Source organism: Brevibacillus sp. FSL K6-6036 (assembly GCF_037964015.1).
Lineage (GTDB): Bacteria > Bacillota > Bacilli > Brevibacillales > Brevibacillaceae > Brevibacillus > Brevibacillus borstelensis.
On record NZ_CP150173.1, the window covers coordinates 4,075,783 to 4,099,864 of the forward strand.

The window sequence follows — 24,082 nt, forward strand, 5'->3', positions numbered from 1 at the left end:
ACTGCTGGAGGGAGACGGGCATGACTACGTTTCGCCTGATGATGCAAATCAGTTTGTGCGTACTCTTAACCTTGTGTTCATGGCCTCCTGTTTCACAGGCAGCTTTGTCCGTCCCGGCGGCTACTTCAGGAGATCCCATCTATCAGGAACGACTGGCGCTGTTTCAGCGCTTTGAATCCGTATACGGCATTCCCTGGTCATATCTGGCGGCGGTGGATCAGTACGAGCGTTCCATCAACAAACGCTCAAGGCAAAAAGACAACCGGCAGCAAGCTCCCCAGCGCTTGACAGCCATTGAGATTCCTCCTGCCTTGTGGGGCGGACCATTGAACCCGGACGACCGGGATGCCACTCCCGCTTCCATCCAATTTTTCGGCGGACTGGGTGTGGATGGAGATGGGGACGGCAGAGCAGACAGGGAAAATGATGTCGACGTGCTGACTACGATGACCCTGTTTCTGTCTCGATACGGCTTTACCCGCGAGGATTGGAAGATCGGGCTCTGGTCGTATTACAAACGCGACAGGGCCGTTAAAACGATCGACCAGTTTGCTTCTGTCTTCGAGAAATTTCAGCGGCTTGATCTGGATGACCACCATTTTCCCATCCCGAAACGCTACACATACAGCTATCGCAGTACATGGGGCGATCCCCGCGGCTGGGGAGGCAGACGTATCCACGAGGGAACGGACATCTTCGCCGGATACGGCACGCCGGTGCTAAGCACAGGCTATGGAGTAATTGAAGTCGTCGGTTGGAACCGCTACGGCGGATGGCGGATCGGCATGCGAGACATCGGCAACGTCTATCACTATTTCGCCCACCTTTCTTCGTTTAAAAAGGGTTTGAAACCGGGCGATATCGTGGAGCCGGGAGAAGTGATCGGGTACGTCGGCAGCTCCGGCTATGGAAAACCTGGCACCTCCGGCAAGTTTCCGCCCCACCTGCACTACGGCATGTACAGTGACACGGGGAGCAATGAGTGGGCGTTCGATCCGTATCCTTACTTGAAGCGATGGGAGCGGCAGATGTACAGCAAAAAGAAAAAGCGGTGAAGATGAGCGCGGGAATTGCTCTCCCGCGTCTTTTGGCTGCTTGCCAGTATGCAGACACAGCTTGTTCGATTGGTTGGTTCCTCCGTTTTCCAAACTTTCCTTTTACCATTGACACGGACATTTCCCCTACATACAATCAAGATAGAAAAACTGGACGTTCGTCCAAAAAAGTTGGTGCATATCTGATGACTCGTTCTCCCCGTGCACAGGCCAAAGCAGAAGCAAAGCGGGCCCATCTGATCGAACAGGCGACTCGATGTCTCGCCGAAAAAGGCTACGCCTCTGTCTCGCTTCGGGATATCGCCCGAGAATCGGGAGTCTCTCTCGGGATATTGCACTATTACTTTGCCAGCAAGGAAGACCTGCTGCTCTCCGTTATTTCCGGTTACAAGGAACGTTTTTTACAAGAGCTGGAGGAAGATCTCATCTTGGGTCCTGTCACCGGGTGGCAGACGCGCCTGTCTTCGCTTTTGCGCAAGGTTATGACAGAAGACCGCAACCTCCACCGTCTCTGGTACGACTTACAGGTGCAGGCCATGTACGTCGACGCCTTCCGCCAGCCTGTCCGAGAGATTCGCGAACGGCTTTACACCCTGATCTCGCGGATGCTGGAAAAACTGCTTTCTGAAAAAGGGCAGAACACCCCGCCGCCATCCCAGGAATGGGTACATCTCCTCTACACTGCGCTGGACGGCATGTTCTTCCAGGCCCTGCTGATGGAACCAGAGCAAGCAGACCGAATGATCGCCAAACTGGACAGCGACTTGTCCCGGCTGCTGGCTATGCTTTTCGACTCCCATAAGACGAGGTGAAGCAAATGGGCACTCTCACACTGCGCAATCCGGCTACCGGAGAAGTGATGGGGACACTGCAGGAAAACTCCCCTGAAGAGGTTCACAAGGCCATGGAACGGGCCAGACTGGCATTTGGTCATTGGGGCAGCACGCCTGTTTCCGCGCGGGTTCACTACCTTCGCAACCTCCGCCATTATTTGGTGGATCATGGCGAAGAACTGGCGAAAAAAATCAGTGAGGCGACCGGCAAAGTGGCATTGGAAGCGTACATGACCGAGATTTTCGTGACCGCAGACACCATCCACTTCTATGAAAAAAACGCGGAGCGCATGCTGGCACCCCGCAAAGTGCCGACGCCGATCGCCCTCTCTCCGAAGAAGTCGTCTATTCACTACCAGCCGATGGGCGTTGTCGCCGTCATCTCTCCCTGGAACTATCCGTTTCAACTGTCTGTCGTTCCGGTTCTCTCGGCACTGATTGCGGGGAATACCGTCATTTTGAAGCCTTCCGAGATAACTCCCGGGGTCGGTGTGCTGATCGAGGAGCTGTTTCAGGCTGTCCCTGCCCCGCAGCACATCGTCCAGGTGCTGCACGGAGGCAGACAAGTCGGGCAAGCGCTGGTGGCGGCGCGGCCGGACAAAATCTTTTTCACTGGTTCGGTAGCCACAGGGAAAAAGATCATGGCACAGGCTGCGGAGCATTTGATCCCGGTAGAATTGGAGCTCGGCGGCAAAGACCCGATGATCGTGCTGGAGGACGCCCATCTCGAACGGGCGGCAAACGGCGCTGTTTGGGGTGCCTTTACCAACTCCGGGCAGGTTTGCATGTCTGTTGAGCGCGTCTACGTGCATGAACGCGTCTACCCGGAATTCCTTCGCCTGGTCAAAGAAAAAACGGCAGCCCTGCGTCACGGTTTTCCCGATCAGGCCGAAGTCGGCTCGATGACCTCGCCGCAGCAGATTGGCATCGTTCGGCAGCATGTCGAAGAGGCGCTGGCCAAAGGGGCGATTGCAGAGCTCGGCGGGAGCTTTTCCGAGGACGGCATGTTTTTGCCACCTACAATACTGACCGGCGTAACCCATGAGATGAAAATCATGCGGGAGGAGACATTTGGCCCGATCCTGCCCATCATGACCTTTTCCACAGAGGAAGAGGCGATTCGTCTCGCCAATGATACGCCCTACGGCTTGAACGCCTCCGTCTGGTCACAGAACAAAGCAAAGGCAAAAAGAGTCGCACTCCAGCTCGAGAGCGGCAATGTCTGCATCAACGACGTCATTATCAGCTTCGCCAATCCCAACCTTCCGTTCGGCGGTGTCAAACAGAGCGGCATCGGGCGCTATCGCGGCCCTGAAGGCTTGCAAGCCTTTACCCATGCTGTCTCGATCATCCACGACCCCGGGAAGAAGAAACGCGAGATCAACTGGTACCCGTATACGGAGGAGCAGCAGACGCTGTTTGTCGGCTTGACCAAGACGTTGTTTGGCAAGGGACAAACCTGGAACAGCCGAAATCTGCTTGCTGCCTGGCGAGAGTGGAAACGTCTGTTTTAGCTTGCCGCAAAACCGCTAATTCATCGTACCTGTTCCGATAATCTCCACCTTCGCTTTTACCCGAAACTCAGCCTTCTGATACAGCTCAAGACCGATTGATCGGCCCCACTCCCCGCGGTATTTTTGCCGGAAGCTCTCTTCGATACTTGCGGGGTCCCACTTTTTCTTTTGAAGCTTTTTGAGCAGCAATGTGATCTCTTTTTCTATTTCCGCTCCTAACTTTCTGGTGATTTCACTGCGCTCCGAAGGGTCCTCCAGATTTCGCGCACCCGTATACCCGAACAGGATGCCGCGAACCTCGACCGCAACATCCACGACTGGCTTGTTGAGAGCCCCGTTGCTGCGCACCTTTGAATGGGAGCGGATAATATCAAAGACTAGCTGTGACCTTTTTCCGGCAGCGTATTCATCTTCGATTATGAAACTGATGGAGGGAAGATGCCTGCGTCCCTTTACCATCTGTATGAATCGCCCTTCCCTTTGCGAAAGGGTACCAACCATATGCTCTCCCCGAAAAGCCGCAACCCCTGAAATGACGATTTCCCCATCTTCCTTTTTCAAATACGGAAGCTCGGGATCGCTCACCTGATTGGTCAGCATGAAAACAAGGTCGTGAAGCGTGGCAAAGGACGTGAACGCCGTCTCCTCTCTGGGACGCAAAAGATTGTTCAGATACGTATTGATCTCCGGCTTGTTTTCGTACTTGCCTTTGATGACATCCTCCGCCTTGCCACCCACAACAGCCACGACCACATTCTCTCCGACGGCCGGATTCCGGTAGAAATCCAGGATCGTCTCGCGAAGCCCCCATTCGCGGACGAATTTTTCGCCAAACAGGATCACCCTTAATTGGGAAAGCGATATGGTTCGATCCGCCTTGCTAGACAGCATAATCGTCGCTTCGCTCGGGATTTTGCTGACCGCTGCATACAACTGTGTACTTTCCTTTTCTTTCTCCGAGGGTACTGGTACAGAAACGGATACCTTCATATGCTTCTTGTCGACATAGTCGATACCCATGACACCGATCAGGGCCATATCTTCGAGCGTCGGCTTCTCGATCTCGGGAGCGCATCCGCTTCCAGACAGCGCACAAACGGCCAGCAGCGGCCCGAACATCAGCCTTCTCCATCGCGCGCTTTTCACAGCGTGTCTCCTCCCCGCTTTTCCCGAATGGCATGCAATAGCAGAAGCACCAACGGCCAGAGGATGACCCCGTAAGCAAAGTAGATGCTTCCATTTCCATACAATAAAATTTCCATGGGGATCGGAAGCGGACCGCGGACGCTGAAATATACGATTATGGTCGCGATGTACAAGTGCAGGACACTGTTTTTTCTCCTCCACCGGTCTATGCCTTTTTTCGCCATCCACAGATAGCCAGCGCCTGTTGAAAGAACTAAAAACACCCAGAGGCCAATCCCGAGATTCTCCACTCGCTCTATGAAGGACAGCTCCACGGCCTTGAACAGATTCAGAATGGGATAAACGACTTGCGTAACCTGCCATACCGAAAAATAGCTGACACTGGCAATGAGGACGAACACATAGATAGCGCAGACAACCCACAGCCCAATCGATGCGTGCCTGAAGACTTGTTCCTTCTTTTGCACGTAGGGGTAATAAAAAAGGATGAGCTCGTAACCGAGGAAACTGAAGAACCCATTATGGACTCCTGCAACGATCTCCATGACATTTACCTGAAACAGCGGGAAAATATGCATGATGTTCCCTTTTTGAAACCCCCACTGCAGGTAATACAGCATCCAAAAAGTAAAAAAGAAGGTCAAGATGCAAAAACGGGCGATCGCTTTGATCCCCCCGAGAGAAATATAGATCATGACCGAAAGCAAACCCAAGAGCGGATACGTGATTGTCGACGTATTCAGCATGGATGTTTGCACCAGTCTGATATAGCCAGCAGAGATGGACGCCACCATGAGCAAGCCGTAAACAATCAGGACACCGTTCACTGCGTAGCCAAGCCATTTTCCAAGAAGCTTTTCATTGATGACAAACAAAGTGTCGCCAGGGTAACGCCTGCAAAGAGCCACCATGGGAAAAAGCGTCAAGTGCGCTAGGAGGCACATCACTACCGGCATCCACCATTGATCGTATCCAAGCATGCTCAGGCTGTGCGGCAAGGTCAGCAGATTCATGCCCACAATCACGTTGATGATCAAAAACGTGACATGGAACGGATTCAATTTTTCAAGCTTCCCTTTATCCATCGGCTACTCCTCGTCTATGGGAAAAATCTGCTTTTTCTTGGCGTTCGCCATTCCGCTCCGAAATGCGATGAATTTAAATGGAGTACGCAGCAAACTGTTAAAGACATCGCTCCAGACGCGTGGAATACCTGTGCTCATATAAGGCGTACCGAGCGAGGTCAGATTGAGCAAGTGGGCAAACATCAGAGCAAGCATCAACATTTGTCCGTACATCCCCAAGAACCCGGCCGACAGAATAAATCCGTAGCGAACCAGCCGAATGGCATTGCTCATGAGGAAGTTAGGGGGGACAAAGGACAGAAGAGCAGAGACGGACACGAGAACGATCAAGATATTGCTGGCAAGGCCCGCCTGTACGGAGGCGGTCCCGATCACGATACCCCCGACAATACCGATCGTCTGGCCGATTTTGGTCGGCATGCGTATTCCGGCCTCACGGAGAATTTCGATGACAAGCTCGATGATCAGCACCTCGATTACAGGCGGAAACGGCACTCTGTTGCGCGATTCGGATAAAATCGTCAGCAGTGGCGGGGGCAGCATTTCCGGGTGATAGGTTAATACCGAAACATAGCTGGAAGTGAGCAAAACGGTCAGGAAAAGTCCCAGGAAACGGATCATCCGCAGCAGGCTGGCTGTCGACCAGCGGTTGTAAAAATCCTCCGGGCTGCTGAATAACTCCAAAAAAGCAGCGGGACAAATGGCCGCTTCCGGACTTCCGCTCAAAATGAGCAAAATGCGCCCATCCAGCAAAGCCGCCGCCGCATTGTCCGGCCGTGTGGTGAGTCCAAACTGGGGAAATGGCGAATAAGGCTTGTCCTCCAGCATCTGCTTCAAAATCGGCATCCCGACAAAGCCGTGATATTCCGTATTTTTAATTCGTTCCTGAACGCGAGTGATATTTTCCGGGTTGGCGATGCCTTCTAGGTACAGGATGGCTACTTTGTTTCTGGATTGAGTCCCGATGCTATGTACCTCGATTTTCAGGTCAGGGTTTGCGATCCGGCGGCGAATCAGCGAGAGATTCACCTCAAGCATTTCCACAAATGAATCCTGCGGACCAAGCACCGTCGATTCCGTCTCCGGCGGGCTGATCGTACGGTGCGGCGCTTTGAATGTATTTACCTGCAGCACCTCGTCCCGCTCGGGAAAGATGAGAATCGTATGTCCACGCAGCAGGTTGTCCGTTATCTTCATTTCCTCATCGGGATTGACCAACTGGCCCAAGGGAAGGGCTCGCACAGGGCGGCGCCCGTCTTCTCGCTGAAGAGGAAGAAGGATGCTCTCGTAAATATTGGACTCATCTACCAAGGTATTCAGAAAGTAAACCTCTACAGGTTCATCGTTCATCGACAGATGGAGAACTGTAAAATCATCCACGTTTTGCATTCGCGCTTGCAGCAAGGCTCGGACCTTGTGTGCAGCCTGTTTTGGGCGCCTTTTCGCAGAATGGCCAGAACCGGGACGTGTCAGTACCTTGTCAGCGTTCTTTCTCCACCACGCTTTTACATCCATGGATCCCGCCCCCTGTGCACAGGAAAATCCTTCTTACTTTGCCCATCCCTGGTCAAATTATCCAAAAGGAAAGCGGGGACGATGCGCCCTCGCGCCTGCCCCCGCTTTTGCTTTGCCGTATAGGATACCCCTATGTCAAGCAAATTGCCGGCTCAGATTTGCCATTTCGATGGCTGCCGAAGCCGCTTCCCAACCTTTGTTGCCTGCCTTGGTCCCCGCTCGTTCGATCGCCTGCTCGATCGAGTCGGTCGTGAGTACGCCAAAGATAACGGGAATCCCCGTATTCAGCGAGACCGATGCTACCCCTTTGGCGCATTCGCTGCACACGTAATCAAAGTGCGGAGTGGAACCGCGGATGACCGCTCCCAGGGTCACGACTGCATCGTACTTTCCGGACTCCGCCATCTTTTTGGCGATCAGCGGGATTTCAAATGCCCCCGGCACCCAGGCAACCTCTACCGCGTCTTCCTCGACACCGTGCCGCTTCAATGCATCGAGAGCGCCACCGACGAGCTTGCTGACAATCAGCTCGTTAAATCTCCCTGCGACAATCCCGACACGCAAGCCAGTTCCGATCAAATTTCCTTCCCAATGTTTCATGATCCTTCACTCCCCTGCAAACTGGAGCAGATGGCCCAGTTTGTCCTGTTTTGTGTGCAAATACTTTTCATTTTCGGGATGCTCCGGCATTTGCAGCGGAACCCTTTCGGCGACCTGCATTCCATAGCCGGAAAGGCCGCGAATTTTGCGCGGATTGTTCGTCATCAGCCGCATCTGCTTTACGCCCAGATCGAGCAGAATTTGCGCCCCGATCCCGTAATCGCGAAGATCAGCGGGAAAACCGAGCTTTTTGTTGGCTTCCACTGTATCATAGCCCTGCTCTTGCAGCCGGTAAGCCTTCAGCTTGTTGATCAGTCCGATGCCCCTGCCCTCCTGGCGCATGTAGAGAACGATGCCTCGGCCCTCGGCCTCGATCATGCGCAGGGCAGCATGCAATTGCGGGCCGCAATCGCAGCGATGCGAACCGAATATGTCCCCGGTCAGGCACTCCGAATGGACCCTTACCAGGACGGGCTTGCTGCTGTCAATCTCTCCTTTTACAATCGCCACATGCTCCTTGCCGTCCAGTTCATTGGTGTAGGCGACAATGCGAAAATCCCCGAAGGCGGAAGGCAGCTTGGCCTCTGCTTCGCGCTTTACCAATCTTTCATGCTGCATGCGGTACTCGATCAGGTCGGCAATCGTGATCAGCTTCAGCTCAAACCGCTTGGCGATCTCGATCAACTGCGGAAGGCGAGCCATTGTCCCGTCCTCGTTCATGATTTCGCAGATGACGCCAGCCGGCTTCGCTCCGGCCAGCCTGGCCAGGTCGACTGCTGCCTCGGTATGTCCTGCGCGCCTCAGCACGCCTCCTGCTTTGGCGATCAAGGGGAAAATATGTCCCGGACGGCGAAAATCGTCTGCGCCTTTGCTCTCGTCCAGCATGGATTGCACCGTATGGGAGCGCTCATGCGCAGAAATGCCTGTATGCGTCCCAGTTTCATCGATAGAGACCGTGAAGGCAGTGCCTTGGCGATCCGTATTTGCTTCCACCATGGGAGCCAGCTTCAAGCGTTCCGCATGCTCTTGTGTGACAGGGACGCAGATCAAACCGCGTCCGTGCATTGCCATAAAATTGATCATCTCCGGCGTTGCCGCTTCGGCCAGGCAAACGAAATCGCCTTCATTCTCCCGATCCTCGTCATCCACGACGATGACAGGGCGGCCGCTTCGCAAAGCCTCAATCGCCTCTTCAATGGTATGAAACATCGTTGTTCCCTCCTTAAGCGAAGCCGTGTTCCTGCAAAAAAGCCAGGTTCAGGCCTGCTGGTGCTTTCTGTTGTTCGCCCGGAGTCCTGCCGCCAAGCAGCCTCTCCACGTATTTGGCGATCACATCCGTCTCCAGATTGACCGGATCGCCGACCTGTTTTTCCAGCAGATTGGTCTGCTTGAGCGTATGCGGAATGATCGAAACGGACAGGCTCTCCTCGTCAACGGCCACTACGGTCAAACTGATGCCGTCTACAGTGATCGAGCCGCGCGGCACTACGTAGCGAAGCAGGTGCGGTTTCGCCTGGATCGCAAGTCTCACCGCATTGCTGTCCGTTTTTTTGGAGAGGATTTTTCCTGTGCCGTCTACGTGGCCCAAGACCAGATGGCCGCCGAGACGATCTCCGAGCTGCAGCGCCCGCTCCAGGTTGACACGCATCCCCGGCTTCAGGCTGGACAGGGCCGTCACCCGCCACGTTTCCGGCATGACATCTGCCTGAAAGCGGCTCGCGGAAAACGAGGTGACCGTCAGACAAACGCCGTTGACAGCGATGCTGTCACCCAGGCGAACATCCTCCAAAACGGCCGCGGCCCGTATCGTCAGCTTGCTGGACCGCTCGGTGACCGCAATGGAATCTACTGTACCTACTTCTTCAATCAATCCGGTAAACACGGCTTCCCCTCCTATCATTTGCAGCCCGCATTCCTGCGCGTTTCGCTATTGCTGGCTCCATCCGGCCATACCGGATAGCCGGTAATGCAAAGATCGCTTCCTCCGATCGGCTCGACATCCACGTCCGCCAGAGAGATGGCTTCCCCCATATGAGCTGCGCCCAGTCCCCCGTAGGGAGCAGGCGCCCCCTGTCCGCCGATCAGCTTGTAGGAGAGAAAATGCACGACCTTTTGAATGGCCCGTGCCTGCAAAAAAGAGCCGTTGACCGCCGCTCCGCCTTCGACAAACAGAGAAGTGATCCCTCTTTCCCCCAGCACCGCAAGCACCTGCTCGACTGTTACGCGCCCTTCCAGTCTCACAATCTCGGCCCCGTGGCTCTCGAGCTCTTTTTGCCTGCCGATGGGTGCGTCATCCGCTGTGAAAACGAGCGTCGGCGCCTTGCCGTCCCGTATCACGCGGGCTTCCGAAGGGGTCCGCAGCTGGTTGTCGAGAATGACACGAAGCGGCTGCTTTCCCCTGGCTATTCCCTGTTGGCGGGCCGTGAGCTCAGGGTCGTCCGCGAGCACTGTCTGAACCCCAACCAAAATAGCATCGTGCTCTCGCCGTAGCTGATGGACCCGCTGGCGGGCCTCTTCACCCGTAATCCAGCGGCTGTGCCCCGTATGCGTAGCGATTTTCCCATCCAGCGAAGCTGCCGTTTTGACGGTCACAAACGGTGTTTTCGTCGTGATGAAATGGAAAAAGACTTCGTTTGCCTTCTTCGCCTGTGCTTCTCCCACTCCCACTGTTACTTCCACACCCGCCTGTCTGAGGCGAGCGATTCCTGTACCGACGACAAGCGGATTCGGGTCCGCCACTGCAACCACTACTCGCTTGATGCCGGCTTCAATGATTGCATTCACACAAGGAGGGGTTCTCCCATGATGACTGCAAGGTTCCAATGTGACGTAAAGCACGGCATCTTTCGCATGCTCACCAGCCATCCGCAGTGCATGCACCTCGGCATGTGGTTCACCCGCTTTTACGTGAGCGCCCATCCCCACGACTGCTCCGTCCCGGACGACAACGGCTCCCACTACCGGATTGGGACTGGTTTGTCCTCTTGTCGCCCTCGCCAAGTCCAGTGCCAACGCCATATACGACAAGTCATTTCCTGACATGAGTTCCTCTCCTCCCCAATGAAAAATGCCCTCGAAGCACGCTTCAGGGCATTGGGAAAGAAGCCTCTCGTTTTTCTGTTTTTTCACAGAGAAACGAAGGCCACATGCACCTTCTCCCATCCGGACTGTAACCGTCGGCCTTGGATTTTCACCAAGTCAGTCGCTCATGGCTTCAGCCATGGGCGAGTCGCGGGCTCAGACGCTGCTTTCGTCATTACCGCCGGTCAGGAATTTCACCCTGCCCTGAAGGTCATCTATTCAGTTGCTGCCGAGCCGCCAGCCCGCAATCACGAGCCAGGAGACTACCAAGGCATGTCTCCTACTTCCTGTCGCGCGAGTCGCCATCACCCTTTCCCAATAAAAAATGCCCTTGAACAAGTTTCAGGGCATAGAAGAAGAAGCCTTTGGTGCTCGGTTTTTTAAACAAAGCCAAAGACTATAGCCACCTTCTCCCATCCGGACTTTACCGTCGGCCTTGGAATTTCACCAAGTCAGTCGCTCACGAAAGATCTTTCATGGGCGAGTCGCGGGCTCGGACGTGCGTTCGTCATCACCGCCGGTCGGGAATTTCACCCTACCCTGAAGGTTGGATATTCAGTTGCTTGCATTATAACACGTTTTTTTACAAGTACTACACTTTTTTATTGGAAGTCGGCCGTTTCCCTCCTGTCGACAACGGCGAGAACACAAGCAGCTTTTGGATGCTCGCAGTCGGCTTGAGATAAATGCCGTGTTTCTCCGTGAAAAAGGCAACCGAATCCGTAATCGGCTTTTGCAAAATGAAGAGCATGGATTCAGCGTTCACAAAGCGGTCGCCTAACCGCTCCCTCACTTCGAAGACTGCGTTGTTCCGGAAATGCCCAAACGAGCACTCCCCAAAGCAACGGGAAAGTGCTCGTTTTTGTGGCAGCCGCCTGTTTGGCTCTTTACGGTTGCCCGGATACGTCTTCCAGCCTGGGCACATCCGGCTTTCCTTCCGGATTGTTGTACAAGTACTGAGGCACTTCTCCAATGATCAGCGAATGGGTAATGGGAATCTTCGTCGTAATCGTCTTCTGGTCAGTGGCAAAAGGAATGACGATTCTTATATCCACTTCAACAAAAATGTAGACGGTTGCCAGGACCATATTAATGCCGGCCTCGGTCAATTCCGTATCCAGCATTGTCTTGACAGATCCGATCGGCACAAACGTAACCGGCAGATCCGGACCCATTTGGGCAAAAAAACTGCTGCCTGTCGCCAGGCCCAAAGGGATATAGCGGTCTACCTTTTCCTCTTCAAACTCCTTCAGCCTGTTCTGTACGCGGGAGGTGGTCTCCCCTACGATCCGGGCATACTCCTTGAAGTTGAACTGGTACGCCTGGATTCTCCCCTGATTGTCTTTTTCAATCTTGACGATCTGGTTGAAATCTACCCCTTGCTGGGCAATCCGCTTGGTGACCGCATCTGTAATCGCTTGTTTGGCCAACTGCTCGGCTTTTTGGGATGCGAGAATCTTCAGTGTCGGTTCCAGGCGCTTTTCGATAAAAAACAAAAATTGAATGCTCATCGCCAAAAAAATGACCAGTGCGATAAAAAACGCTTTCGAACGAGAAAGCGGGTTCCTCCACCGCCGACGGGGTCGAAACACGGCCACGCCCGTCACCTCCCAGTTGGTACATCCTATGGCTGGGAGGCGTAAAAAATACGTAACCAAAAAGGAGTTATGAAGGAATTTCGTATACATCCAGCGCGGCTTGCAGAGCTTCTCCGCGATGAACCTTCGCTCCCACACGGATCAGCACCGCCTCAAGACCGGCCAACACGTGCAGGACATTCTTTTTCCGGCAGCTAAAGCCCATCGTTCCGATGCGCCAAATCTTGCCATGCAGCGGGCCGAATGAGCTGGCGATTTCGATGCCGAATTGTTGCAGCAGAAGTTCTCTCACTGCATCACCGTTGATGCCCTCTGGAATGTTGACACACGTCACGACTGAGAGCTTGCAGTCGGGATTTCCGAAAAGCGAAAGACCCATCGCCTGCAGCCCGGCCACCAATGCCCGTTCGTTTACCCGATGCCGCTCAAAGCGTTCTGCAAGCCCTTCATACAGGATGATTCTCAGCCCTTCATGCAGAGCGTACAGCATCGAGGTCGCCTCTGTGTGGTGGTTTAACCGCTTGGGACTCCAGTAGTCCTGCAGCATGCCCAGATCAAAGTAGTTGCTGCGAATTCTCCGCTCTGACGGCTCAGAGAGATTCCCCGCCAGCCCGCGCTCCACGCTTTTTCTCGCCTGGATAATACGTTCGGCACGCTCATTGTAGGTGATCGGAGCCATTCCAGCGGGAACGGACAGGCACTTTTGCGTTCCGCCGATGACCGCATCGAGCATCCACCCGTCCGTATCGACAGGAGTTCCCCCCAGCGTTGCCACAGCGTCTACCACGAGCAGCATTTCCCGTTCACGGCACGCTTGTCCGATCCGGGTTAGCGGCTGCATGCATCCGGTCGAGGTTTCGCCGTGCACAATCGCAACAATTTTCGGGCGAACGCGGTCCATTTCCCTGATGATCTCCTCTTCGTCAAACACTTCGCCCCACGGCACTTCCATGGTGTGCACCTCCGCACCTGAGCGCTGGGCAATCTCCGTAAGAAGATGGCCAAATCGGCCATAGATGGGAACGAGCACCTTGTCGCCCGGTTCGATCAGGCTGCACAGCACGGCCTCAAGCCCCGAGCGGGAAGTCCCGTCGATCGGATACGCCCACTGATTGCGAGTGCAGAACATTTCTCGCAGCATTTCCATCACGCGATTCATCATATCGGTAAATTCGGGATCAAACTGCCCCAGTACAGGAGTAGCCATCACCCTCAACACCCGCGGGTCTACCTCAACCGGACCCGGAGTCATGATCGTGCGAAGCGACGGGTTTACTTCCTTCCATCTGCTCACTTGTTTCCCCTCCTCGGCTTTTCTATTGTTCCTATTGTTTTTCGTTTTGCCGTCTGTTTCCCCTGCATAGCAAAAACCCTCTGAACCAATAAGGTACAGAGGATTTCTGCTCGTTCTATTTCACGCCGTCGATAAACCCGAGCGACAGCCACGGGAAGACAGCGAGCAGCACAATGAACAAAACCATGATAACCGCATACGGCGCGGCGCCCCGAACGATTGTGGATATCGGCGACGACGGGTCTACGCCTTTGAGCACGAACAGATTGAGTCCGACCGGCGGCGTAATCAACGCCAGCTCCATGTTGACGACCATGATGATGGCAAACCAGATCGGGTCGAATCCCAGCGCTGTGATGATCGGATACAGGATCGGCAGCGTAATGACGAGAATGGATACCGTCTCCAAAAAGCAGCCCAGAACGAGCAGCAGGATATTGATGAGAATGAAGACGACCCATTTGGAAACAGGCAGGCTTGTCGCCATTTCGGTCATGGCCTGCGGGATTTGCAGCGATGTCAGGATAAAACCGAACAGCATCGCACCCACGATGATGAACAAAATCATCGCATTGGTTGCCACCGTCGAGAGCAATATTTTCTTGATGTTGTCCCAGGACAGGCTGCGATACACGAATCCGGCTACGAGTACGCTGAAGACGACACCGGCAGCAGCCGCTTCTGTCGGGGTAAAGATACCGGAGTAGATGCCGCCGATGATCAGTACCGGCATCATCAGCCCCCAAATCGCTTTGCGTGTTCCTTGCCAGCGCTCTGACCAGGTCGCTGGCGCCTCCTTGATGTGTCGCATTTTCCAGGAGGCGTATCCCATGAAAATCAGCAGCAGCAAGATCCCCGGAAGGACACCGGCGATGAACAGCTTTCCGACAGATTCGCCAGTGACTGAGCCGTAAATGATCATCGGCACGCTCGGCGGAATTAGAATGCCCAGCGTTCCTCCCGCAGCGAGCAGGCCGAGCACCGCCTTTTTGTCATATCCGCGAGCCGTCATCTCGGGGATCGCCACCATCCCGATCGTGACCGCAGTCGCGACGCTGGACCCGGAGATCGCAGCAAAAATTCCGCAGCACACCAGCGTCGCCAATGCCAAACCGCCGGGCAAATGGCGCAGCCAGCGGCTCGCCATCTCATACAGCTCCTTGCCGACTCCGCTGAACAAAAGAATTTGACTCATCAGCACGTACATCGGCAAGGCGCTCATCGTGAAATCATCCAATGCCTTGTATGCAATGATAGGGACTTGAGAAAGCCCGAGAGCCCCTCCGTTGAACCAGTACATGCCGATTGCCGCCAGCACCGCGAGGGTGAAGGCGACCGGCACCCCTACCAGCATCAGCGAGGCCATTCCTCCCGCAAAAAACAATCCCATTACGCCTCGCCTCCTTCCTGTCCGCGAATGTAGTCAACCAGTTGCAAGAGGAAGGCGAGACCGAGCAGCACGCCGCCGATGGGCAGCAGCATTTCCGGAATGTACATCGGGATTTGAAGCAGGGAAGCGGAGGTGAATCCCAGCTCCATCGACTGTTGGACATGCTCCCAGCTCAAATAGCAAAACACCAAGCTGAACAAAAGACCGATCAGGGCCGATGCGATCAGCATCCAGCGGCGCACGGACGCAGATACGTTGTGCAGCAGCAGGTCCACCTTGATATGGGCGTCCACCCGAACCGCGTAAGCCGCTCCGATGAAGCAGCTTCCCATGATTGCATAAATGGTAAGCTCGGTTGCCCAAATCGTCGGCGCGTTAAAAAGAGAGCGGGAGACGATCTCGTAAAAGGTCATCCCCGTTGCCAATACGATAAAGATACCGGCGATCACTCCGCCGAACTTGATCAAACTGTCGATCCAGCCATACAACACTTGAAAAAATTTCATGAAAACGTCCCCTCTTTGCTCCTCGCCTCAGGCTTTACTTGATGTTTTGCAGATCTCCCAGCAGTTCTTTGCCCAAGTCGCCGGCAGTTTTCAGGTACTCGTCCCAGGCTGGCTTGGCCGCTTCCTTCCACGCAGGAAGTTCCGCCTCTGGCACAACGTAGACTTCCATTCCTTTTTGCTTTAACTCGTCGGCGGTTTTCTTGTCTTCTGCTTCAGCCTGCTGGCGAATCCAGTCTTCCGTCTCTTTGGCTGTAGTGGTTAGCAGCTCCTGAGTTTTTGGCGGCAAAGCATCCCAGTACTTCTTGTTGACGGCAAGTACGAACTCCAGATAAGCGTAGTTGACGACGGTTAAATATTTGGATACCTCATCGTATTTCCGCTGAACCATCGCTGTCGTACCAGAGGTCGCACCGTCGATTGTCTTGCGCTGCAGAGCCATGTAAACCTCGCCTGCTCCCATAAAGACCGGTGCCGCGCCATACGCCTGGATCATCACGGACGGAATATGGCCGATACTGCGAATCTTCAGACCCTGGAAGTCTTCCGGCTTGGTCAACGGACGTGCACTGTTTGCAAATTGCGCGTACCCATAGTCCGCAAACAGCAATACCTTGGCACCCTTCTTCTCCATTTCCGCGTTCAGCTTCTCGCCGACCGATCCGGACAGCGCTTTCCCCGCCAATTCGTACGAGGTCGGAAGCGCAAACGGAACGTCGAACAGTCCCATTGCCGGAACCACAGATGCCCACAGCGTCGTGGAGTTGACGCCCATTTCCACGCCGCCTGTCAAAATGGCCTGGTTCATTTCTTTGTCAGAGAGCAATTGGCCGGCAGGATACACCTGCACTTTTACCTTGCCGCCGGAGCGCTCGGTTACTTTTTTGGCAAACTCCTCGATTCCCTTGGAAATATGGTGATCCTGCGGCAGGTTGTAAGCCAGGCGAATCGTCGCTTCCTGGTATTCGTCTGTAGCCGCCGCCGTGCCGCCTTGCGAGCTGTTCGCTGCAGGAGCGCTTCCGCTGCCTCCGGCCCCGCTTTGCGCAGGGGCTCCTCCACAGCCTGCCAGCAGTCCTCCCAGCAAACTGATTGTCGTCAGTACTCCTATCCATTTCTTTTTCATGGTCGAAACCCTCCTCTTTTATTTAAAAGCCAATCGTCGATTGCTCTTTCTTTTCTACGAGACGGATGCGCCCGAGCGGCATTCTCATCGAGAGGCTGACGGCGTACTCCGAAGCGTCTAAAAGTTTTGAAAATTCAATACCTGTCTTTACCTTCATCCTCTCAAACATATACACGACGTCTTCCGTCGCTACATTGCCCGCAGCTCCGGGCGCAAACGGACAGCCTCCCAAGCCCCCTGCAGCCGTCTCAAACGTCCGGATGCCTGCGGTATATGCCGCATACGTATTGGTCAAGGCCAGGCCGCGGGTGTCGTGAAGATGCAGGGACAATCGCTCAGAGCCCACCGCTTTGACCAGGCGATCACAGAGCGAGAATACTTCATCCGGGACAGCGATGCCGATGGTGTCAGCGATGCTGATCTCTCCTGCGCCCGCATCAAGCGCCTGCTCGGCGAGCCGCACCACGACATCCGGGTCCACTCTGCCTGCAAACGGACAACCGAAGCTGGTCGCAATGGAAAACCTGAGCAAGCGTCCCGATTCACCAGCCAACGGGACCAGCTCGCGGAACGCCTCCAGGTTCTCCTCAATCGTCTGGTTGATATTCGCTTTGTTAAAGGCCGGACTTGCCGAAGTCACCCAGTTGATCTCGCCCAGTGCGTAGCCGGCTGCCCGTTCGTACCCTTTCCGGTTGGGAACGAGAGCGCTGAACGAAACATGCGGAATGTCAGCCAGCGACCTCGCGACCTCTTCGGCATCCGCCATCTGCGGTACCCGCTTGGGATGGACAAACGAAGTGGCTTCAATCCTTGTCAGACCAGCGTCGGCCAGCGTGCGAATCAACTGCTGCTTTTTCTCCGTAGGAATAAACCCCGCCTCATTCTGCAATCCGTCTCGCGGCCCTACCTCCAGAATGGTTACATCTCTCGTCATATCGCTCTCTTCTCCTTCAGCATGGCCAATACGGCCGGGTCCAGCTGGAGCAGCTTTTCGAAAATCTCCTCGTTGTGCTCTCCCAGAGAAGGCCCTACCCACTCATGGGTACCGGGTGTTTCGGAAAGCTTCGGCACTACGCCGGGAAAGAGCACCTTTTCACCGTCCGGCAAATCAATTTCTTCGACCATCCCGCGCTCCCGATAATGCTCGTCCTGGACGATCTCCTCGATGCTGTAGATCGGTCCGACGGGAACAGCAGCCTCGTCCAGCAACCGCTGTGCTTCCTTGAGCGTATGCTGCTTTGTCCACTCCTCGATCACCTGATCGATGTAGGCGACGTCTTCCGCCCGTCCCTGATTGTTCGCATAGCGCGGATTTTCCGCCACATCGCTTCGTCCGATCGCATGCATCAGCCGTTTGAAAATGCTGTCGCCGTTTGCTCCGATCACGATGTATTTCCCGTCAGCGCACAAATACGTGTTGGACGGCGCGATTCCCGGGAGCGTGCTCCCTGTTCTTTCGCGGACGAGCCCTTTCAAGTCGTATTCCGGCAGGACGCCCTCGAGCAGGCTGAAAACGGCTTCATACAACGCCACATCAACCATCTGTCCCTTTTTCTCAGGTGACCTGTCTCGCGCGTGCAAGGCCATCATCCCGCCAATCACGGCGTACAGCCCCGCGGTCAAATCGCCGATGGCGACACCGACTCGCACTGGCGGCAGTTCGGGGTAGCCGGTCAGATAGCGCAGGCCGCCGATGGCTTCAGCCACGCTTCCAAATCCGGGTTTGTTGCGGTAGGGACCCGTTTGGCCATAGCCTGAAATCCGCACCATGATCAAGCCGGGATTCAGTTCGCTGAGGACATCGTACCCGATCCCCCACTTCTCCAGCGTTCCGGGTCTGAAGTTCTCAATGATGATGTCCACTTCCCGGGCCAGGGAGCGAATAATCTCCTGCCCTTCCTCCATGCGCATGTCTACTGTGATTGATTTTTTGTTGCGTGCCTGCACATACCACCAGACAGACGTGTCTTTGTGCATCGTCCGCCAGTTGCGCAAGGGATCGCCCTTTTCCGGGGTTTCCACCTTGATTACTTCCGCGCCGAATTCAGCGAAAATTTTACCGGCAAACGGTGCGGCCACAAGCGTTCCCAGCTCCAGAACACGCACGCCTTGCAGCGGCTTCGTCGTAGTCATTGGCCCCTCCTCATTGATCATCTGCTTGTTTTCGATCGGCTTCCATGCACAGCTCAAAATCGCGTGTGATGTGCTCTGTCATTCTCGCTTTGGCTTCTTCTCCATCCTGCCGGGCAATCGCCTCTACGATGGCCTGATGCTCGGAGATGACCGTTTCCGGCCGGCGAGGGTGAACCTCCAGGATGGCATTGCGGTAAAACGAGATCAACACTTTCAGTTCATTCATGATTTTTGTCAGGTACGGATTCTTGCTCGCTTCCGAAATGCGCTGGTGAAACGTGAAGTTCAACTCGTGCGTGCGCCGAGAGTCACTGGGGTAGTTCAGTTCCTTCATCCGTTCCAAAAGGTCCCGAAGCTCTCTTACCTCCGCCTCAGTCCTGCGTTCGGCAGCAAACATGGCTGCGGTCGGCTCCAGACTCAGACGGCACTCATACAGATGAGTAAAGTCGTCCGGAGTGGGCTGGTAGACGGTTACGCCTCCCTGCGCCTGAACGATAACTAAGCCGTCCTTTTCCAGACGGCGGATTGCTTCTCGAATCGGGCTCCGGCTCACGCCAGTTTCTTCGCAAATCCTCTCTTCAATCAGTCGCTGACCCGGGGCTAGACCGCCAAACAGTATCTGTTCCCGCAAATACTCGTACACCTGGGACTGGAGTGTCTCACTCCGCTTGATCATTTTGGCCATAAGCTCAACCCACCCCAAACATGAAAACTGTATTCTGTATACAAAAATGTTTTTAAAATAGTAATACAATTGCAAAAAGAGTGTCAATTATGTTTGTTCAGCATATGAAACGGAATGTTACTCTTTCCCAGCAGAAAAACGCTCACAGGCGAATCAACAGCCCGCGAGCGTTTTTTATCATGCGACCAGCCTTACCCCTGGCCTGTCTTTTTTCGAGCAAACAAGTACGTACCCGATACCGCGAGCACCAGCACCGCCTGCGAAACGGCAACCATGGCAAACAGGCCATAAGCCTGAAAAATCATCGGGGACAGCAAAAAGCCGAGAAAAAACCCTCCACGCGTCAGCAGTGTCTGCATCCCCAAGGCACGCCCGCGAACCGTATTGTCCGCCTGTTGCACGATCGTCCTCTGAAACACCTCCCGCCATCCCTCCAGCACACCGGTCACGGTTAGCAGCAGCAGGATGATCAGCTGATGCCACCCGGCAAAGGCGAGCGAGATGACTATGGCCATCGCGAGCAACGAGATGCTCAGTGCCGAAAACTCCTTCCAGCCAAGACGCGGCGCCAGCCACGCCCCGACGAGTGTGCCGACACTCAAGAGCGACCACATCAATCCGTGAAAAGAAGCGTGGGATCGGACCGACATTTCAGCGAGCAGCGGAAGGCCATAGTTGTACGCCGCCACGCTGACGGTCCAGAAGAAAGACAGGATTATCACCGCAAGCAAGACATCGTTTTGCCGCAGATATGACCAGCCTTCCTGCAGGTCCTTTATCCAGGAAACACGCTGCCGCTTGTGTCTGGCCGCTGCCGGATAACTGTCCCACCGCAGCCGCACCAAGACAAGCGCAGAAGCAAAAAACGTGGCGGCGTCAAACCCGATGACCCATATATGCCCGAACAAGTCGCTGGCCACCCCGCCGAGGACAAATCCGATCATTCCTGCCACTGCCTCCAGCCGTACAATCAATCCGTTCACAGCAGCCAGCCCTTCTCCCGGAAACAGCTTCGGCATCGATGCCCGAAAGCTGATCTGGAATACGCTGAACAGGATGCCTTTTACAAACGCGGCAGCCACCACCGTATACGGATGCGGAAAGAGGACGACAGCCGCGATCGCCAGGCCCGAGCCGAGATCACTTGCAATCATTGCCTTTCGCCGGTCAAAGCGGTCGGCCACTACCCCCGCCGCCAGACTGAACAGAAGGCCTCCCACTTGTCTGGCAAGAAAAAAAGCGGTCAGCCACATCGCACTATTTTCAAAAGTAAAAATCAACGCGGAAAACGCGATTAAATCCATACGCGACCCAAGGTCGGACAAGGCATTTACATACACGTACCACTTTCTTGTTTTCATCTGCTAAACCCCCTGATCGGTCAGACGGTTCAGCTCCTACGCCCCTGTTCAGGGCGTTTGTACACTGATTATGGCAGTTGACATGCGCAAGCCTCCTTTGCCTTATACACGGGTCTTGATCCATCATTGCTTTGCTGGAAAAGAGAAATCACTGTTTGACAGGGGCGTCCTCCCCAAACGTCTGCATGGACACGATTTGTGTCTCTCTTTCATGATATACCTGTTTGCTCTCTTCTCCAACGCCAAAACGTCAAAACAGCAAAAACATTTTGTCGTCTCCCTTCACACCTTCCCGATTTTACACATACAGATAAGCGAGAAAAACTACGCTTTGGAGGATGCAAATGATTGTAGAGGAAATTCGTAACGCCTTTGCTATACTGACTGAGCCAACCCCCAGTGAAATAAAGGAGGTTTTGTCCCGCCTCCCGCTCAGTGCGGACGCATTCGCTTCCTGCATGCCGTCCTCCGACGGACTTCCTTACGGCAGAGAAGTCCTCTTTCGCACGAACGATGTTGAAATCGTTCTCATTTACCTTCCGCCCGGCCACGAGTCCGCCCCTCACGACCACGGTTCGTCGTTTGGGTGGGAATACGTGCTCCAGGGTGAATTGATGAATATCAATCATTCCGTCATCCCCGGCTCTTCCCGCGCCCCCGCTTACGTCAGCGTACAGGAAACAATGTCTGTTGCATCTGGACAAGTGTACTTTATTGAAAAAGGACAGATACGACAGACTCCGGTCATCTCTTTGAACGTCTATTCGCCGCCACTGTCTGGCTGCAAAGAGTATCGCATCTCGCCTGACTGTCTTCTGCCTGAAACGGAGAGCACCGGAAAAGGCGCTGCCCTCTGACTGTGGGGCAGCTTTTTCTTTTCATCAAGCAAACATTTTACTAGATCCGCTTCGAAGTGGTATGGTGGGGGGAGGGAGTGATTTGCGTGAAACTAAACAAAGGTGACGTTCTTTTTCGGCAGGGAGAGACGGGGCCGCTGTTTCATCTCCGGACCGGCCTTTTGAAAGTGGTTCGCCTGCAAGAGGACGGATCGCCCTTTCTTTTTAACCTGATCTTGCCCGGAGAAACTATACCTCACCATTCCTTGTTGACGGCAAAAGAGTACCATGGCACTGCCGTTGCCCTGATGAGCTGTGAAGTCGATGTGATTACTCCGGCTGAATGGTACCGGTCCCTGGAGGAAGACCCATACAAATACAGGGAGATTGCCCTCCAGCTCCAATCGAAGCTGCGGTTTACCCAACAGCGCATGGACCAGCTCACTGCCTCTTCTCCAAAGGAGAAGCTGGCTCTGATGACAGAGTGGTTTGGCAAATATATTGGAAATTACCCGATTACCGATCTGCTGACCCAGGAAGAAATCGGTCAATTCCTCGGTTTGCGCAGGGAGACCGTCAACCGGTTACTGCGGAAACAAACATAAGCACACCCGCAAAGGTGTGCTTGTTTCCTACAGATTTTCCGTGATTTCCGACAACTGATCAGCGGAAATCGCTACCTGTGAAACGGCATGGTTCATCTCTTCCATCACGTGGAAAAAGTTCTCAAGCTCTCGCTGGATCCGGCTGCTCTGCTCTTTGCTGTCTGTGACAGCACTGCGAATTTCATCGAAAAACCGGTTGGTCTCGCTGGTCATCGTCGTACTAGACGCAACCAGCTCTCGTACTTCGGCCACGACAGCAGACAGGCTGGCCGTCTGCGCATTCGTTTTTTCGATCAGCTCGGTCACGCCCGACACCGACTGCTTCGTCTGTTCAGCCAGCTTTCTCACTTCCCCGGCGACGACGGCAAAGCCGCGGCCCTGCTCTCCGGCACGGGCTGCTTCAATCGCAGCATTCAAGGCCAGCAGGTTTGTCTGCTCGGCAATCGCCGTGACCACATCTACAATCCCGCGAATTTTCTCCGAGATCTCCTCCAGTGTCCGCATTTCCGACGCGATCTGCTCAGCGCTTTGCTGGATCAGCTTCATTTGCTGCTGCTGATTTTCCAGCTTCTGCTTGCCCTCATCAGAGAGGTGCTGAGCCTTGTTGGAGAAACCGGTTCCGTTCTCCGCATAACGCAGCACCTCCCGCGACTGCTCGGTCAATTGATGCACGGATGCGCTCGTCTCCTCGGAAACTGCCGCCAGCTCATGGGCGGAGTTGGAGAGGACGACCCGCAGCTCGTCCTTCTTGCGTTGGGCCTCCTGCCTTATTTGTTCATGCTTGTTTTCGTACTCCTCCAACACGATTTGCTGCTCAATGTTTAAAATCTTCGTGACAACGGTAATCGCACGGATACATTCACGCTTGTCCGCGATTTCCCGCTCCAAAAGATTGATTAAGGATACAAGCAGGTTTTGAAAGGCGCACATATACCATTTCGGCTCCAGACCGATCTTCAAATGCATGACCGCGATTCGGCTGCGCTGTTCAATATAGCTGTGATCAATCTTTCCGCTGAACATCTCCGTGATATGCCGGGTCAGCGTTCCCTTCAATCTTTCAATCGTACTGTTCTTATCAATGATAGCCATCAAAGACGGCTCTTTTTCCAGGTTTTCGTAGAAACAATTTACAATATCGCCAATATTTTGAACAACGAGCGGTTGCAGCATTTTTACCGCGGCCAGATCATCCTCAGTCAGATCAATCAAGGATAATTGCTTTAACAGCTCAGACTTTGATTCAATTATCACTTCTCCTGTTTCCATCTTGCCGTGGAAAAAGGATTCCGTCTGCTTGCTTTTTTTTAAGCCAAACCAGCTGGAAAACGGGCACTTGCTCATTGTATGGTCTCCTTTGGAATCTTTCGTTTTCACTGTATTTACAGTAACTATACTATAATTTTTTCCAGTTTGGTATGCCCTCCCTAGATAAAAATGCCCAGCACGACGAGAAATTTTACCGTTTTCCGCAAGCGAACAAGGACTTCCTTCCCTCTCTTGTGCGGCCGTACCCCTACCATTGTATCCCAAACCAGTCCACAATGTTAACGCTTTCAAAAAATAGAGCGAAAATCTCTACTCAGGAAGACTTAAAACCCATCGTGCAACAAAAGCCGGTAACTGAGGCACACTATTCCATGTAGCGGCCCGGACAGATGCTCTCTCTGCGGCTTCACTGAAAACTCATCTGCTCCCCTTCTTGTTGGAAACAGGGCTAACGGA

General features: G+C 54.2%; 23 protein-coding genes and 2 riboswitches. Of the genes, 5 read left to right on the forward strand and 18 right to left on the reverse strand.

The features are described 5' to 3' along the window. The first annotated feature begins 20 nt into the window (after positions 1 to 20). The 3 genes from NST37_RS20250 to NST37_RS20260 all read left to right on the forward strand — a co-directional run bounded on the left by NST37_RS20250 (position 21) and on the right by NST37_RS20260 (position 3,402). Positions 21 to 1,055 (forward strand): M23 family metallopeptidase, encoded by a 1,035-nt coding sequence (locus tag NST37_RS20250; RefSeq protein WP_003392327.1) that lies wholly within the window; start codon positions 21 to 23, stop codon positions 1,053 to 1,055. Positions 1,056 to 1,240: 185 nt separating this feature from the next. Further along, complete coding sequence (locus NST37_RS20255) at positions 1,241 to 1,867, forward strand: TetR/AcrR family transcriptional regulator (protein ID WP_024983074.1); 627 nt, start codon at positions 1,241 to 1,243, stop codon at positions 1,865 to 1,867. 5 nt (positions 1,868 to 1,872) lie between these two features. Further along, on the forward strand, positions 1,873 to 3,402 hold the full coding sequence (locus tag NST37_RS20260; protein ID WP_339185705.1) for an aldehyde dehydrogenase family protein: 1,530 nt from the start codon (positions 1,873 to 1,875) through the stop codon (positions 3,400 to 3,402). A 15-nt stretch (positions 3,403 to 3,417) separates the two neighbouring features. Here the strand turns inward: NST37_RS20260 and NST37_RS20265 are convergent, their stop codons facing one another. The 17 genes from NST37_RS20265 to NST37_RS20345 all read right to left on the reverse strand — a co-directional run bounded on the left by NST37_RS20265 (position 3,418) and on the right by NST37_RS20345 (position 20,916). Then, on the reverse strand, positions 3,418 to 4,548 hold the full coding sequence (locus NST37_RS20265) for a Ger(x)C family spore germination protein (protein WP_003392332.1): 1,131 nt from the start codon (positions 4,546 to 4,548) through the stop codon (positions 3,418 to 3,420). Continuing rightward, on the reverse strand, positions 4,545 to 5,633 hold the full coding sequence (locus NST37_RS20270; protein WP_003392335.1) for a GerAB/ArcD/ProY family transporter: 1,089 nt from the start codon (positions 5,631 to 5,633) through the stop codon (positions 4,545 to 4,547). Before NST37_RS20270 ends, NST37_RS20265 begins: the two co-directional genes overlap by 4 nt. A 3-nt stretch (positions 5,634 to 5,636) precedes the next feature. Beyond that, a complete protein-coding gene (locus NST37_RS20275; protein WP_003392337.1) occupies positions 5,637 to 7,148 on the reverse strand; it encodes a spore germination protein in 1,512 nt (503 codons plus the stop codon). 135 nt (positions 7,149 to 7,283) lie between these two features. Then, positions 7,284 to 7,748 carry a 6,7-dimethyl-8-ribityllumazine synthase gene (gene ribE, locus NST37_RS20280; RefSeq protein ID WP_003392339.1) on the reverse strand — a complete coding sequence of 155 codons (465 nt, stop codon included), beginning with the start codon at positions 7,746 to 7,748 and terminating at the stop codon, positions 7,284 to 7,286. Positions 7,749 to 7,754: 6 nt separating this feature from the next. Then, positions 7,755 to 8,957, reverse strand: a complete 1,203-nt coding sequence (locus NST37_RS20285) for a bifunctional 3,4-dihydroxy-2-butanone-4-phosphate synthase/GTP cyclohydrolase II (protein ID WP_003392341.1) — start codon at positions 8,955 to 8,957, stop codon at positions 7,755 to 7,757. A gap of 13 nt (positions 8,958 to 8,970) precedes the next feature. Next, entirely contained in the window at positions 8,971 to 9,630 is a 660-nt protein-coding gene (locus NST37_RS20290) for a riboflavin synthase (RefSeq protein WP_003392343.1), read from the reverse strand. Between the two features lie 14 nt (positions 9,631 to 9,644). Beyond that, complete coding sequence (gene ribD / locus NST37_RS20295) at positions 9,645 to 10,790, reverse strand: bifunctional diaminohydroxyphosphoribosylaminopyrimidine deaminase/5-amino-6-(5-phosphoribosylamino)uracil reductase RibD (RefSeq protein WP_122958455.1); 1,146 nt, start codon at positions 10,788 to 10,790, stop codon at positions 9,645 to 9,647. 104 nt (positions 10,791 to 10,894) lie between these two features. Further along, positions 10,895 to 11,045: riboswitch (FMN riboswitch) on the reverse strand. Positions 11,046 to 11,230: 185 nt separating this feature from the next. Continuing rightward, positions 11,231 to 11,381: riboswitch (FMN riboswitch) on the reverse strand. A gap of 40 nt (positions 11,382 to 11,421) precedes the next feature. Further along, a complete protein-coding gene (locus NST37_RS20300; RefSeq protein ID WP_339185708.1) occupies positions 11,422 to 11,595 on the reverse strand; it encodes a hypothetical protein in 174 nt (57 codons plus the stop codon). Positions 11,596 to 11,716: 121 nt separating this feature from the next. Continuing rightward, positions 11,717 to 12,427, reverse strand: a complete 711-nt coding sequence (gene yunB, locus NST37_RS20305; protein ID WP_243013769.1) for a sporulation protein YunB — start codon at positions 12,425 to 12,427, stop codon at positions 11,717 to 11,719. Positions 12,428 to 12,494: 67 nt separating this feature from the next. Continuing rightward, complete coding sequence (locus tag NST37_RS20310; protein WP_339185710.1) at positions 12,495 to 13,721, reverse strand: alanine--glyoxylate aminotransferase family protein; 1,227 nt, start codon at positions 13,719 to 13,721, stop codon at positions 12,495 to 12,497. Positions 13,722 to 13,836: 115 nt separating this feature from the next. Further along, positions 13,837 to 15,111, reverse strand: coding sequence for a TRAP transporter large permease subunit (locus NST37_RS20315; protein WP_339185712.1), 1,275 nt, complete (start codon positions 15,109 to 15,111; stop codon positions 13,837 to 13,839). Continuing rightward, positions 15,111 to 15,617 carry a TRAP transporter small permease gene (locus NST37_RS20320; protein WP_003392359.1) on the reverse strand — a complete coding sequence of 169 codons (507 nt, stop codon included), beginning with the start codon at positions 15,615 to 15,617 and terminating at the stop codon, positions 15,111 to 15,113. Before NST37_RS20320 ends, NST37_RS20315 begins: the two co-directional genes overlap by 1 nt. A gap of 34 nt (positions 15,618 to 15,651) precedes the next feature. Then, a complete protein-coding gene (locus tag NST37_RS20325) occupies positions 15,652 to 16,737 on the reverse strand; it encodes a DctP family TRAP transporter solute-binding subunit (protein WP_003392360.1) in 1,086 nt (361 codons plus the stop codon). Positions 16,738 to 16,759: 22 nt separating this feature from the next. Beyond that, a complete protein-coding gene (locus tag NST37_RS20330) occupies positions 16,760 to 17,671 on the reverse strand; it encodes a hydroxymethylglutaryl-CoA lyase (protein WP_031932731.1) in 912 nt (303 codons plus the stop codon). Further along, a complete protein-coding gene (locus NST37_RS20335) occupies positions 17,668 to 18,870 on the reverse strand; it encodes a CoA transferase (RefSeq protein ID WP_003392364.1) in 1,203 nt (400 codons plus the stop codon). Before NST37_RS20335 ends, NST37_RS20330 begins: the two co-directional genes overlap by 4 nt. Before the next feature lie 10 nt (positions 18,871 to 18,880). Further along, a complete protein-coding gene (locus tag NST37_RS20340) occupies positions 18,881 to 19,555 on the reverse strand; it encodes a GntR family transcriptional regulator (protein ID WP_003392368.1) in 675 nt (224 codons plus the stop codon). Between the two features lie 191 nt (positions 19,556 to 19,746). Then, positions 19,747 to 20,916, reverse strand: coding sequence for an MFS transporter (locus NST37_RS20345; RefSeq protein ID WP_227277514.1), 1,170 nt, complete (start codon positions 20,914 to 20,916; stop codon positions 19,747 to 19,749). Between the two features lie 344 nt (positions 20,917 to 21,260). Here NST37_RS20345 and NST37_RS20350 point away from each other — a divergent pair, with 344 nt between their 5' ends. Next, a complete protein-coding gene (locus NST37_RS20350; RefSeq protein WP_170208333.1) occupies positions 21,261 to 21,773 on the forward strand; it encodes a cysteine dioxygenase family protein in 513 nt (170 codons plus the stop codon). Positions 21,774 to 21,859: 86 nt separating this feature from the next. Then, a complete protein-coding gene (locus NST37_RS20355; RefSeq protein ID WP_003392371.1) occupies positions 21,860 to 22,357 on the forward strand; it encodes a Crp/Fnr family transcriptional regulator in 498 nt (165 codons plus the stop codon). Between the two features lie 27 nt (positions 22,358 to 22,384). On the opposite strand, the gene NST37_RS20360 is transcribed toward NST37_RS20355, so the two are convergent. Further along, positions 22,385 to 23,701 carry a globin-coupled sensor protein gene (locus tag NST37_RS20360; protein WP_122958452.1) on the reverse strand — a complete coding sequence of 439 codons (1,317 nt, stop codon included), beginning with the start codon at positions 23,699 to 23,701 and terminating at the stop codon, positions 22,385 to 22,387. Positions 23,702 to 24,082: the final 381 nt, after the last annotated feature.